At 68.1% G+C, this 13,204-nt stretch carries 12 protein-coding genes; 6 read left to right on the forward strand and 6 right to left on the reverse strand.

Translation table 11 applies throughout. The features are described from left to right. Window positions 1-56: 56 nt before the first annotated feature. Window positions 57-1,838 carry a DEAD/DEAH box helicase gene (locus ABEA07_RS04740; RefSeq protein WP_345536211.1) on the forward strand — a complete coding sequence of 594 codons (1,782 nt, stop codon included), beginning with the start codon at window positions 57-59 and terminating at the stop codon, window positions 1,836-1,838. Between the two features lie 104 nt (window positions 1,839-1,942). On the opposite strand, the gene ABEA07_RS04745 is transcribed toward ABEA07_RS04740, so the two are convergent. The 5 genes from ABEA07_RS04745 to ABEA07_RS04765 form a co-directional block, all read right to left on the reverse strand. Further along, a complete protein-coding gene (locus tag ABEA07_RS04745) occupies window positions 1,943-3,013 on the reverse strand; it encodes an ABC transporter ATP-binding protein (RefSeq protein ID WP_345536212.1) in 1,071 nt (356 codons plus the stop codon). Window positions 3,014-3,038: 25 nt separating this feature from the next. Next, window positions 3,039-3,893 (reverse strand): carbohydrate ABC transporter permease, encoded by an 855-nt coding sequence (locus ABEA07_RS04750; RefSeq protein ID WP_345536213.1) that lies wholly within the window; start codon window positions 3,891-3,893, stop codon window positions 3,039-3,041. Beyond that, on the reverse strand, window positions 3,890-4,768 hold the full coding sequence (locus ABEA07_RS04755; protein WP_345536214.1) for a carbohydrate ABC transporter permease: 879 nt from the start codon (window positions 4,766-4,768) through the stop codon (window positions 3,890-3,892). The genes ABEA07_RS04750 and ABEA07_RS04755 overlap by 4 nt, the downstream gene beginning before the upstream one ends. A 22-nt stretch (window positions 4,769-4,790) precedes the next feature. Further along, entirely contained in the window at window positions 4,791-6,167 is a 1,377-nt protein-coding gene (locus tag ABEA07_RS04760) for an ABC transporter substrate-binding protein (RefSeq protein WP_345536215.1), read from the reverse strand. A 66-nt stretch (window positions 6,168-6,233) separates the two neighbouring features. Then, on the reverse strand, window positions 6,234-6,980 hold the full coding sequence (locus tag ABEA07_RS04765) for a FadR/GntR family transcriptional regulator (protein ID WP_345536216.1): 747 nt from the start codon (window positions 6,978-6,980) through the stop codon (window positions 6,234-6,236). 157 nt (window positions 6,981-7,137) lie between these two features. Here ABEA07_RS04765 and ABEA07_RS04770 point away from each other — a divergent pair, with 157 nt between their 5' ends. From ABEA07_RS04770 to ABEA07_RS04790, 5 genes are all read left to right on the forward strand, one after another. Beyond that, window positions 7,138-8,874 (forward strand): IlvD/Edd family dehydratase, encoded by a 1,737-nt coding sequence (locus tag ABEA07_RS04770; protein WP_345536218.1) that lies wholly within the window; start codon window positions 7,138-7,140, stop codon window positions 8,872-8,874. 31 nt (window positions 8,875-8,905) lie between these two features. Further along, entirely contained in the window at window positions 8,906-9,802 is an 897-nt protein-coding gene (locus ABEA07_RS04775) for a 2-dehydro-3-deoxygalactonokinase (RefSeq protein ID WP_345536219.1), read from the forward strand. Further along, window positions 9,799-10,440, forward strand: a complete 642-nt coding sequence (locus ABEA07_RS04780) for a 2-dehydro-3-deoxy-6-phosphogalactonate aldolase (RefSeq protein WP_345536220.1) — start codon at window positions 9,799-9,801, stop codon at window positions 10,438-10,440. The genes ABEA07_RS04775 and ABEA07_RS04780 overlap by 4 nt, the downstream gene beginning before the upstream one ends. Window positions 10,441-10,449: 9 nt before the next feature. Next, a complete protein-coding gene (locus ABEA07_RS04785; protein ID WP_345536221.1) occupies window positions 10,450-11,217 on the forward strand; it encodes an aldolase in 768 nt (255 codons plus the stop codon). Window positions 11,218-11,309: 92 nt separating this feature from the next. Next, on the forward strand, window positions 11,310-11,729 hold the full coding sequence (locus tag ABEA07_RS04790) for a hypothetical protein (RefSeq protein ID WP_345536222.1): 420 nt from the start codon (window positions 11,310-11,312) through the stop codon (window positions 11,727-11,729). Between the two features lie 67 nt (window positions 11,730-11,796). Here ABEA07_RS04790 and ABEA07_RS04795 read toward each other — a convergent pair whose 3' ends face one another. After that, entirely contained in the window at window positions 11,797-13,200 is a 1,404-nt protein-coding gene (locus ABEA07_RS04795) for an MATE family efflux transporter (protein ID WP_345536223.1), read from the reverse strand. Window positions 13,201-13,204: the final 4 nt, after the last annotated feature.

The following is a 13,204-nucleotide window of genomic DNA, read 5'->3' on the forward strand; positions in this document are numbered from 1 at the left end:
ATCGCGTGGGACGGGCCGATACCACCGCGCCGTGCAAAGGCGCTTGTTTGACATCAATGAACTTTGACGAACTGAAGCTGGCCCCGGCCATCTTGAAAGCCGTGCACGAGCAGGGCTACGAAACTCCCACCGCGATCCAGGCCCAGGCCATTCCCGTGGTGCTCGAAGGCCATGACCTGCTGGGCGGTGCCCAGACCGGCACCGGCAAGACGGCCGCCTTCACGCTCCCCCTGCTGCACAAGCTCACGATGAGCCGCAGCGCGACCAACAAGTTCGGCGGCACCGGTGTGCGCGCCCTGGTCCTCACCCCCACGCGCGAACTCGCCGCGCAGGTCGAAGAGTCGGTCCGCACCTACGGCAAGTACCTGCAGCTGAGCTCCACCGTGATCTTCGGCGGCGTGGGCATGAACCCGCAGATCGACCGCCTCAAGCGCGGCGTCGACATCCTGGTGGCCACGCCCGGCCGCCTGCTCGACCTGCAGCAACAGGGCATGCTCGACCTGTCGACCGTGCAGATCCTCGTGCTCGACGAAGCCGACCGCATGCTGGACATGGGCTTCATCCACGACGTGAAGAAAATTCTCGCGCTGGTCCCCGCGCAGAAGCAGAGCCTGCTGTTCTCCGCCACCTTCAGCGACGACATCCGCGATCTGGCTGCCACGCTGCTCAAGAACCCGCAGAGCATCCAGGTCACGCCGCGCAACACCACCGTGCAACGCATCACGCAGGTGATCCACCCGGTGGGCCGCGGCAAGAAGAAGGCGCTGCTCGCCCACATCATCAACGAGCACAACTGGAGCCAGGTGCTGGTCTTTACCCGCACCAAGTTCGGCGCCAACAACGTGGCCGAGTTCCTCACCAAGAACGGCATCGAAGCCATGGCGCTGCATGGCAACAAGAGCCAGAGCGCGCGCACCCAGGCCCTGGCCGGCTTCAAGAGCGGCGAGATCCGCGCGCTGGTGGCGACCGACATCGCGGCCCGCGGCATCGACATCGACGAGCTGCCGCACGTGGTGAACTACGAGATCCCCAACATCAGCGAAGACTACGTGCACCGCATCGGCCGCACCGGCCGTGCGGGCGCCAGCGGCGAGGCGGTGAGCCTGGTCTGCCTGGACGAAGAAGGCTTCATGCAGGAGATCGAGCGCTTCACCAAGCAGCAGATCCCCGTGAAGGTGATCGACGGCTTCGGCCCCGAAGAAGGCGAGCGCGCCGAGCCCATCGCGATGGGCCGCCAGACCCTGTGGGGCGGCGCCGGCCGACCGCCCAGCCGCGAGGTGATGCAGGCCGCGGCCAAGGCCGCGCGCCAGGAAATGATGCAGCGCATCCGCGACAACAAGGCGGCGCAGGGCGAGCGCGGCGGCAATGGCAACGGTGGCCAGCGCCGCGGCAACGGCGGCGCCCAGCCGGCCCAGGCGGGCCGCAACGGCGGCGGCAACGCCCAGAGCCCGCGCGGCCAGGGCGGCGGACGCCAGGGCCAAGGCCAGGGCCAGGCGCGCAACGCGCACCATGCCCCGCACCACGCGCACGGCCCACACAACCACCTGCCCCATGAGGAGCGCCAGCCGCGCCATCACGGCAACAGCCACAGCCCCACGCAGGCCGACGCCCTGGCCCACCAGCGCGCCGAAGCGATTGCGGGCGGCGCAGGCCAGCCCGATCCGCTGCGCACCAGCGTCGACAGCATGAGCGGACGCGGGCGCCGCGGCGGCGGCAACCGCTCCGGCGGTGGCTACGGCGGCGGTGGCCGCTCGGGTGGCGGTCGTTCCGGCGGCGGCTACGGCGGTGGCGGTGGCGGTGGCGGCTACGGCGGCGGCGGCCGTTCCTTCGGCCGCTGAGCGGACGAGCCTGATGGCAGACCAGGGCGCTTCGGCGCCCTTTTCGCTTTCAGGGGCGGGCCTGGCGCGCGCACCCGTCGGCAACGGGCGGCATGCTCACCCGCTCAGTTCAGCCGCCGGCCGCTCTGCCGATCGAACAGGTGGGCGCTGCCGGCGCTGATGGACAGCCCCACCCGGTCGTCCGGCTGCACGTCGACGCGCCCATGCACCACCAGCCCGATGCGCGCATCGCCCACCTCCACCAGCAACTCGGTCTCGTTGCCGGTCGGCTCGATCACGATGACCCGGGCCGGCACGCCGGTGCCGGCGTCGCCCAGCACGATGTCACCGGGACGGATGCCATAGTGCACCGGCTGCCCGTCTGCCGCCCCCTCCGCCTGAGGGGCCGGCCAGTGCGCGCCGTGGGCCTCGACGACGTTGCCGGCCCCATTGCGCCGCAGCACGCCTTCCACCACGTTCATGGCCGGCGAGCCGATGAACTGGGCGACGAAAAGGTTCTCCGGCCGGTCGTACAGCGCCAGCGGCGTGCCGATCTGCTCGACGATGCCGTCGTGCATCACCACGATGCGGTCGGCCATGGTCATGGCCTCGATCTGGTCGTGCGTGACGTAGACCGTGGTGGTCTTGAGCCGCTGGTGCAGCGCCTTGATCTCGGCGCGCATCGCCACCCGCAGCTTGGCGTCCAGGTTGGACAAGGGCTCGTCGAAGAGAAAGACCTTCGGGTCGCGCACGATGGCGCGGCCCATGGCCACGCGCTGGCGCTGCCCGCCCGACAGCTCGCGCGGGTAGCGGCCCAGCAGGGCGTCGAGGTTGAGGATCTTCGCGGCGTCGGCGACGCGCTGCCCGGTCAACGCCTTGTCCGCATGGCGCAGGCGCAGGCTGAAGCCCATGTTCTCCGCCACCGTCATGTGCGGGTAGAGCGCGTAGCTCTGGAACACCATCGCGATGTCGCGGTCCTTGGACTCCAGTTCGTTCACCACGCGGCCATCGATCAGGATCTCGCCGCCCGTGATGTCCTCCAGCCCGGCCAGCATGCGCAGCAGCGTGGATTTACCGCAGCCCGAGGGCCCGACCAGCACCACGAACTCGCCGTCGGCGATGTCGAAGCCCAGGCCCTGGATGATCTCGGTCTTGCCGAAGGACTTCTTGACGTTGCGGAAGGATACGGATGCCATGTGTCGTTCGTCCCTGTTCCGAGGCTCAGCTCTTCACGGCTCCCGCCGTGATGCCGCCCACCATGTAGCGCTTGAAGGCGTAATAGATCGCCGCCGGCGGCAGCGCGTAGATCAGGCCGGTGGCCATCAGCAGCTCCCACGGCGAATCGTCGGCCGCGAGAAAGTTGCCCAGCGCCACCGCCAGCGTCACGCTGCGGTCGTTGGACAGCAGCAGGAAGGCATAGAGGTACTCGTTCCAGGCCAGCAGCAGCGAGTAGGTGCCGACCGCCACCAGCGACGGCACCATCAGCGGCAGGTAGACCAGGCGGAACAGCTGCAGCGGCGAGGCGCCGTCCATGCGCGCGGCTTCATCCAGCTCGTAGGGCAGCTTGTCCGAGGCCTGCTTGAGCACCCAGATGCAGTAGGGCGAGGCGATGGTCACCATCGCCAGGATCAGCGACCACTGGCTGTTGAGCAGGCCGTAGTTGCCCATGGTCTTGTACATGGGCACCGCGAGGAAGGCTGCGGGAATGAAGTAGGTGAACAGCGCCATGTTCATCACCGTGCGGCCGCCGCGCACCTTCAGCCGGCTGATGCCGAAGGCCGCGGTGGTGGCCACGAAGAGCGTGAGCACGCCTACCGACAGCGCGATCAGCAGCGAGTTGCCCAACTGCACCCAGAAGTGGTCGAGGTAGAAGTGCTTCTGCTCGAACACGATGCGGAAGTTGTTCAGCGTGGGCGTGGTGGGCCACAGCTGCCCCGAGGTCGCCGAGTCGCGCGGCGAGATCGCGAACAGCACCATGTGGTAGACCGGGATCAGCGTCCACAGCAGGACGGGGATGCCGATCAGCAGCAGCTTGGTCTCGGTGGCAACCGACTTGAGGGTCAGGGGCCGGGTCATTTCGACAACCTCTTCATCATGAAATAAACGAGCGGCAGCACCAGCGGCATCGCCACCACGATCGACGCCATTGACAGATCCACCTGATCCAGCCGGAGGTACCGGATGCCCAGCGTCGCCAGCACGTGCGTCAGGTCCGCCGGCCCGCCGCCGGTCAGCAGGTAGACGCTGTTGAAGTCGCCCAGCGTCCAGATCATCGACAGGATGGTCGAGGTCAGGTAGAGCGTGCGCAGCGAGGGCCAGCTGATGAAGCGGAACTTCTGCCACGAACTGGCACCGTCGACCGAGGCCGCCTCGTACTGCTCGCTCGGAATGGCCAGGCGGCCGGCCACCAGGATCAGCGTCCAGAAGGGCAGCGACTTCCAGATGTGCATCAGCATCGCGAAGCCCAGGGCCAGCGTCGGGTCGTTGAGCCAGTTGGGCCCGTCCGCGCCGGTCAGTCGGAAGATGGTGGTGTTGATCACGCCCCACTCCGGGTTGAGCATGAAGCGCACCGAGAGGATGGTCGGGATCGAAGGCATGGCCCACGGCAGGATGAAGATGCCCGCCAGCACCTTGATCCACCAGCGCGACTGCACGAAGAAGCCGGAGAGCACCAGCGCCACCAGCATCTTCACGTTGATCGCCACCACCAGGAAGACCAGGGTGTTGATCACCGAGCGGAAGAAGATCGGATCGTCCGCCAGGTGCACGTAGCTCTGCGGGTGCCGGGCCAGCCAGAGCCCGTAGCACACCGGGTAGAGCACGAAGACCGCGAAGATCAGCAGGTAGGGCGCGACCATCAGCCGCCCCCAGAACTGCCAGCGGCCCGGTCGCGCGGCAGCCGGACCGGCGCCGGCGCTGCCGGCGGCCACGGCGGTGGCGGTGGAGCTCATGGGCGACTCCCTCGAAGCCGGCTCAGCGCGCGACGGTCTTGATGCGCTCGATCATCTCGTCGACCGCCTTGTCCACCGGCACCTTGTCGTTGATGACCCGGCTCATCGTCTTGGCCCATACGTTCTCGTTGTTGAGCACGGTGAACTTGTAGTTCTTGGTGAATTCGAAAGGCACCGTGCCCGCCGCGTACTGGTTGTAGACCGACAGGCGATGCGGGTCGGCCTTCCAGAACTCACGCGCCTGGCCGGCCTTGGTCACCGGGAACCAGCGGCCCAGCGAGCCTTCGACGTAGGGCGTGAGATTCTCCTCCTGCATCAGGAAACTGACGAACTCCTTGGCGCGCGCCTTGTTCTTCGCGTCCTTGAAGATCACGCCGGTCTTCACCGCGGTGCGGTAGACCATCTTGCTGCCATCGGGCTTGCTCGGGAAGCCGGCCGTGCGGATGCGCTCGGTGTAGTTCTTCTTCGCCTCCTCACGCTGGTCCGGCGTGAGCGAGGCGTTGTTCATGTCGTCCAGCCACTTCGCAGCGATCGAGATGGTCGCGTTGTGCGTCATCACCGTGGTCTTGTTGTGGAAGGCGACGTTGTTGTCCGGGTCCTTCCAGCTGGTGGACGACGGCGGCGTGCAGCCCTTGGTATAGGGCATGGTGTAGTCGGTGATGGCGCCGATCAGCCCCTGGCGTACGCTCGGGTCGTCCACCAGCAGCTTGCCGCTGTCGTTGACCAGCTTGACGTTGTAGGCGTCCATGAAGGTCAGGAAGGAATAGAAGGAGTCGCTCGAGTCGACGCCCATCGGCATGCCGATGCCGAAAGTGCGCTTGCCGCTCTTCTGGCGGCTGGCCGGCTGAACCTTGTCGCACCAGAAGGACCAGTACTCCTTCCAGGTGGTCGGAATGTCCGACTCCTTGAAGCCCGCCTCGGCCAGCATGTCGATCCAGTACTCGATGTGCATGGTCTGCTGCTTGATCGGGAAAGCGTAGTACGCCTTGGATTTGGTCTGGTCGTTGTAGAGGAAGGTGGTCTCGACCGTGTTGGGCGCGAAGCGGTTCACCATCGGGGAGAGCACGCTGCTGATGTCCTCCAGCTTGCCGTCGTAGGCCCACTTGCCGGTGACCTGGAAGTCGTAAACGTCGGCATAGGCCACGTCGGGCGGGCTGCCGGAATCGAGGGCCGACACGGTCTTGGGGATCATGTCCTGCACCGGGTACTGCGACAGCTCGACCTTCACGTTCTTGTGCTTGTCCTCGAACTTCTTGATGGCGGCGAACAGCGCATCGTCCTCCGCCTTGTAGAAGCCCTTGACCCACCAGACGGTGAGCTTCTCCTGTGCGGCGGCCTGGCCGGCGGCGGCCAGGCCCAATGCGGCCAGCACGGGGATCACGAGAGCCCTGAGTTTCATGCTTTGTCTCCTCTTCGGTTCGATGAAATGCTCGATCGGCGAGCGGACTGGGACGGAAAACGATGCTCAGGCGGCGGCCTTGAGGCGGGGCGGCGCACGGTTGACGCGCGGCATGCGGCGGCGCGATTGCAGGACTTCATCGATGTCCTCGCGCGCGCTTTCGATCAGCTTGAGGATGGCGCGTTCGGCCCGCGCCGGGTTGTGGGCGATCACCGCGTCGAGCACCGCCCGGTGCAGCGGCAGCGACTTGGCCGGGCCGTCCTTCTTGGCGGTGGAGAGTTCGAAGCTGGTGCGCAACAGCGCGTCCAGCGCCTTGCTCATCTGGGCCAGCATGCGGTTGCGCGCGGCCACCAGCAGGCCGTGGTGGAAGCGCAGGTCGTTGCTCACGTAGTCGCCGCCCTGCTCGATCGCCGCTTTCATGCCGGCATAGGCCGCCTCGATCTCGGCGATGTCGGCCCCGGTGGCGCGCTCGGCCGCCAGACGCACGGCAGCCGGCTCCACCACGCGGCGCAGGTCGACCAGATCGCGCAGGAATTCGGGCGTGAGGCCGACGCGCGACTGCCAGGTGATCACGTCCGGGTCGAACCAGTTCCAGCGGTCTTCCGGCAGCACCCGCGTGCCGACCTTGGGCCCGGTGACGATCAGGCCCTTGGCCACCAGCGACTTCACGGCCTCGCGCACCACGGTGCGGCTGACGCCGAACGCCTCGCACAGCAGGGGCTCCGCCGGCATCGGCATCCCGACCGCGTAGCGGCGCGAGACGATCGCTTCGCCCAGCAGGTCCAGCGTACGGCCGTGGATGTTCTTGCTCATGTGTCTCCTGCTGGGGCGTGCCGGGGGCCGCCGTCTTGCTCGAAAACTTGCCTGTCTTCACGAAGCCGGACTTATCATATGATGATTGAAATGGTGGCCCGGCAGGACAAACCCTGATTCACGAGGCACCGATTCGCAGCCGTCCGGAGACAACACGATGAGCCCTGCACGCCGCAAGCCCGCCCACGAACTGCGCAGCCAGCAATGGTTCGGCCGCCACGACCGGGACGGCTTCATCTACCGCAGCTGGGTCAAGGGCAAGGGCGTGCCGCACGACCAGTTCGACGGCCGCCCGGTGATCGGCATCTGCAACACCTTCAGCGAGCTCACGCCCTGCAACTCGCACTTTCGCACGCTGGCCGAGCAGGTCAAGATCGGCGTGTACGAAGCCGGCGGCTTCCCGCTCGAGTTCCCGGTGATGTCGCTGGGCGAGACGCTGCTGCGCCCCACCGCCATGCTCTACCGCAACCTCGCCAGCATGGACGTGGAAGAAAGCATCCGCGCCAACCCGATCGACGGCGTGGTGCTGCTCATGGGCTGCGACAAGACCACGCCGGCCTTGATGATGGGCGCCGCCAGCGTCGACCTGCCCACCATCGGTGTCTCCGGCGGCCCCATGCTTTCGGGCAAGTGGCGCGGCCAGGAGCTCGGCAGCGGCACCGGCGTGTGGCAGATGAGCGAGCAGGTGCGCGCCGGCACGCTCAAGCTGCAGGAATTCTTCGAGGCCGAGAGCTGCATGCACCGCAGCCACGGCCATTGCATGACCATGGGCACCGCCAGCACCATGGCCAGCATGGTGGAGTCGCTGGGCATCGGCCTGCCCGGAAACGCCGCCTACCCCGCGGTGGACGGGCGGCGCAATGTGCTGGCGCGCATGGCGGGTCGCCGCATCGTCGACATGGTCCACGAAGACCTGCTCATGTCGAAGATCCTCACCCGCCAGGCCATCGAGAACGCCATCAAGGTCAACGCGGCCATCGGCGGCTCCACCAACCTGGTGATCCACCTGCTGGCGATCGCGGGGCGCATCGGCGTGGCGCTTTCGCTCGACGACTTCGACCGCCTCGCCTCGGAGCTGCCCTGCCTGCTGGACCTGCAGCCTTCCGGCCAATACCTGATGGAGGACTTCTGCTACGCGGGCGGCCTGCCGGTGGTCATGAAGGAGATCGCGCAGCACCTGCACCAGGACATCCTCACCGCCACCGGCCAGAGCGTGTGGGAGAACGTCAAGGATGCGGAGAACTACAACCCGCAGGTGATCCGCCCGCTCGCCACGCCTTTCAAGGACAAGGCCGGCATCTGCGTGCTGCGCGGCAACCTCGCGCCCAACGGCGCCATCATCAAGCCCAGTGCCGCCACGCCCGCGCTGCTGGTGCACAAAGGCCGCGCGGTGGTCTTCGAGAATGCGGACGACCTGCACCGACGCATCGACGACGAGGCGCTGGACATCGACGAGCACTGCATCATGGTGCTGAAGAACTGCGGCCCCAAGGGCTACCCTGGCATGGCCGAAGCCGGCAACATGCCACTGCCGCCCAAGGTGCTGCGCAAGGGCATCACCGACATGGTCCGCATCAGCGATGCGCGCATGAGCGGCACCGCCTACGGCACCGTGGTGCTGCACACCGCGCCCGAGGCCGCCGCCGGGGGACCGCTGGCGCTGGTGCAGGACGGCGACATCGTCGAGCTGGACGTGCCGAAGCGCCGCTTGCACCTGCACGTCAGCGACGAGGAACTGGCCCGCCGCCGCGCCCTCTGGAAGGCGCCGGAACCGCCACTGGCCTCCGGCTACTGGAAGCTGTACGTCGACAACGTGCTGCAGGCCGACCAGGGCGCCGACCTCGGATTCCTGCGGGGCAAGCGCGGTTCCTTCGTTCCCAGGGACAATCACTGAACCGTCCAAGCCGGCCTATCGCCCGAAGCCCATGCATCTGATCGCCATCGACTGGGGCACCAGCTCCCTGCGCGGCGCGCTGCTCGACGGCAGAGGGCACGTGCTGGAGGAGTGCAGCCACCCGCGCGGCATCCTCACGGTGCCGCCCGGCGGCTTCCCGGCGCTTTTCGAGTCGCTGTTCGGCGACTGGATGCGGCCCACCGGCAGCTTCTGCCTGATCTCGGGCATGGCAGGCAGCAAGCAGGGCTGGGTCGAGGCGCCCTACTGCCCCTGCCCCTCGGGCCGGGTGGAGGTGGGCGACGCCATCATCGAGATCGAGCCCGGCCGCATCGCGGTCGTGCCCGGCCTGTCGGACATGCACAACGGCGTGCCGGACGTGATGCGCGGCGAGGAGGTTCAGATCTTCGGCGCCATGGCGCTGACCGGCCTGTCCGACGGCCTGTTCGTGCTGCCGGGCACGCACAGCAAGTGGGCCACGGTCAAGCGCGGCCGCGTGACGGGCTTCCGCACCTTCATGACCGGCGAGTTTTATGCGCTCCTGAGCCAGCATTCGATCCTCGCCCGCACACTGGACGCGCAGGCACCGCTGGACGAAGTCGCTTTCCTCGAAGGCGTGACCCAGGCCGACAACGGCCAGGGGCTGCTGCACAACGCCTTCGGCGCGCGCACGCTGGCGCTGTTCGGACGCAAGCCGGCCGGCGAGCTGGCGAGTTATCTGTCCGGGTTGCTGATCGGCGAGGAACTGCGCACCCAGTCCATCCACGCCGCCGGCGACCTGGTGCTGATCGGATCGCCGACCCTGACGCAGCGCTACCTGCTGGCCTTGCAGGTGTCGGGCAACACGGCGCGCACGCTGGGCTCGGAAGCCACCTGGGCCGGGCTGCACGCGTTGTCGGGCTTCCTCAACGCCAAGAAGGCGAGGTCATGAGCACGCTCCACACAAGCTTCTGCGCCGCCATGGCGCAACTGCCGCTGGTGGCCATCCTGCGCGGCCTCACCCCGGCCGAGGCGCCGGAGATCGGCGACGCCGTCGTCGGCGCGGGCTTCCGGCTGCTGGAGGTGCCGCTCAATTCGCCCTCTCCGCTCAAGAGCATCGCGCTCTTGCGCGAGCGCTTTGCGGATGCCCTGGTGGGCGCGGGCACCGTGCTGAATGCGCAGCAGGTCCGCGAAGTGCACGCGGCGGGCGGTCAGCTGATCGTGGCGCCCAACTTCGACCCGGCCGTGCTGGCCGAGGCGGCGCGCCTGGGCCTGGTGAGCCTGCCCGGCGTGTTGACGCCCACCGAAGCCTTCGGCGCGCTCGCCGCCGGTGCCGCCGGGCTCAAGCTCTTTCCGGCCGAGCTGGCTTCGCCGGCCGTCGTCAAGGCCCTGCTCGCGGTGTTGCCGCCGGGCACGCCGCTGCTGCCCGTGGGTGGCATCACGCCGGCCGGCATGAAGGCCTGGCGCGAGGCCGGCGCGGCCGGCTTCGGCATCGGCTCGGCGCTCTACAAGCCGGGCAAGGGTGCCGCCGCGGTGCGCGAATCGGCGGCGGAATTCGTGGCCGCCTTCCACGGTCTTCTTCGCAGCTGAGGAGTTTCGATGTCCTTCGACGCAGAGTACGCCAGCCCGCCCATCCGCCGCCTGCGCGAGGATCTCGCCCTGGCCTTGCGAGCGGCCGCGCACCACGGCCTCTCCGAGGGCGTGTGCAACCATTTCAGCGTCGCCCTGCCGGGCGCGCAGGACCGCTACCTGATCAACCCGCGAGGGCTGCACTGGAGCGAGGTCGGGCCAGAGGACATCGTGCTGATCGACGTGCATGGCGAAGTGCTGGCGGGGCGTCACCGCGTCGAGCCCACTGCCCTCTTCATCCACGGTGCGGTGCACCGCATCACCGGCCGCGCGGTCGTGCTCCACTGCCACATGCCGTACGCGACAGCGCTCACGCTCACCAGCGAGCGCGCGCTCGACCCGACACTGAGCCAGAACGCGATGCGCTTCATGAACCGCATCGCCATCGACGCCGAATACAACGGCCTGGCACTGGATGACAGCGAAGGCGAGCGCATCGCCCGCGGCATGGCGGGCAAGGACATCGCGTTCCTCGCGAACCACGGTGTGATCGTGGCGGGCACGAGCATCGCCCACGCCTACGACGACCTGTACTACCTGGAGCGCGCCTGCCTGCACCAGGTGATCGCGCAATCCACCGGCCGGCCGCTGGTACCGGTGGATGCGAAGCTCGCCGCGCACGTGGCGGCGCAGATCCAGGGGGAGCGGGAGCAGTCCGATCTGTTCTTCGAGGCGCTGAGGCGCCTGCTGCCGGCGCCGCGCGCTGAGAGCCCTTCGCTTCAACGCGCCACCGCGTAGGCCACGGATCGCCGACGCGGCCTTGCCTGAGCTGAAACGTCATCACGTCGGCTAACAGCATCGCTGCGGTGTTACTGAGCTTGAGTCGTCGATTGCCAGACAAGACCGGCGGCTCGCCCGCGGGCCTCGAAGAGCGCCAGTACCACTATCAGACCAATGCCGGCGGCGAACATGCCTCCCGCGCAGGCCCTGCCCAACGTGCTGGACCTGCCAAGCAAGCGGTGGTGGCCGAAGAGGCGGCGCACTTCATGGACTTCCTCGCCACCTGGAAGCCCTGGCAAAAGTTATTGAGAGAAGGATTACCGGACGCGGTGGCCACGATCGAAGCACAGCTCTCGGAGCACAGGAAGCAAATCGAGCGAGCGGTGACCGATACGGCCAAAGCGGCCGAGGTCCCGCCCGACATTCTGCAAGACAGCATCACGCGCGCCATCGTCCAGAGCGACAATGATGAGGAGGCGAAGCTCTGGCTGGAGTTGACCCAGGAGGTGTTGAACGGCCTTCGTAACTGATCGAAGCCGCAACTGCATGCCGCGCGCGCGCTTGCAGCCCCACGTGCATGGGTCGGAAGAAAAGAGGTCAGGAAGGCTCGAGCCGCTGCAGCAGCCGCGCGGTGCTGCGGGGCCAGCCCACCGGGCCGAACCAGGCGCCACCCGCGATGGCACTCGCGATGACGACGGCATAGATCACCAGCGCGAGGGATTGCACGGCGAACACGTGCATCAGTGTCCCACCCCACCGCAGCGCCAGCCAGCCGCCCAGCGCGGCCACCACGAGGCGCGCGAGGTTGCCCAGCACCGGCCAGAGCAGCCGGCCCGCGCCCTGCGAAGCGAAGTACAGGATCAGGCCCACGCCGAAGAAGCCGTAGAAGGGGCCCACGGTTCTCAGATACTGGGCGCCGGCCTCCAGCATGGCCGCGTCGTGCCCGAAGAGCATCAGCCAGGGCCGGGGAAACAACGCCGCCGCGAGCCCCACCCCTTCGGCCATCGCGAAGGCCATGCCCACGCCGATCCAGGTGGCGCGCAGCGCCCGTTCGCGCTGGCCCGCGCCGATGCAGGTGCCGACCATGGCCAGAAGGGGCGCGCCGAAGCCGAAGACCAGGGGCACCAGCAGGTACTCCAGGCGGGAGCCCGTGCCGTAGCCGGCGATCGCGCCGGGGCCGAACTGCCCGGCCAGCGCGGTGGCCACGCCGATGGAGAGGTTGACGCAGACGGTGGCGATGGAAGAGATCAGCCCCACGCGCAGGATGTCGCGCAACAGCGGCCAGTGCAGCCGCACACCGGTGAAGCGAAGCCGCGCGACGCTGTGCTTCGAGCGCAGGTAGGCCGCCAGCGCCACCGTTCCGACCAGGTAGTACAGCAGCAGCGCGATGGCGCCGCCCGCGATGCCCAGCGCGGGAATCGGCCCCCACCCGAAGATGAGCAGCGGCGACACCGGCACCAGGAAGAACACGCCGCCCACCGTGACGCGCGCCGGCACCGCCATGTTGCCGGTGCCGCGGATCGCCGCTGCCAGGGCGTTGAAGACCCACACCAGCACCGCGCCCGCAAACACGCAGTGCGAATAGCTCAGCGCCGCCGCCAGCGAAGCGCCCTCACCGCCCATGCGCGCATAGAGCCAGGCCCCGCCGGGCAGCAGCACGGCGCTGAAGACCAGGCCGAAGGCTAACGCCACCACGATCGCATGCAGCACCAGTGCATCGGCGTCCTCGCGCCGCCGCGCGCCCAGCGCCCGCGCGATGGCCGACGCGATGCCGCCGCCCAGCGCGCCGGCGGAGCTCATCTGCATCAGCATCACGATGGGAAACACCAGCGCCATGCCGGCCAGCGCATCGGTGCCGAGCTTGCCGACGAAGTAGGTCTCGATCAGGCCGACCGAGGCCTGCGCCACCATCACCAGCACATTGGGCAGGGCCAGGCGCAGCAGGGACGATGCGATCGGCGCTTCCAGCAGGAGGCGCGTGCGCGGATCGAGCGCGGTCATTGCG

It is taken from the genome of Variovorax defluvii, assembly GCF_039541515.1.
GTDB classification, from domain to species: Bacteria; Pseudomonadota; Gammaproteobacteria; order Burkholderiales; family Burkholderiaceae_C; genus Variovorax; species Variovorax defluvii.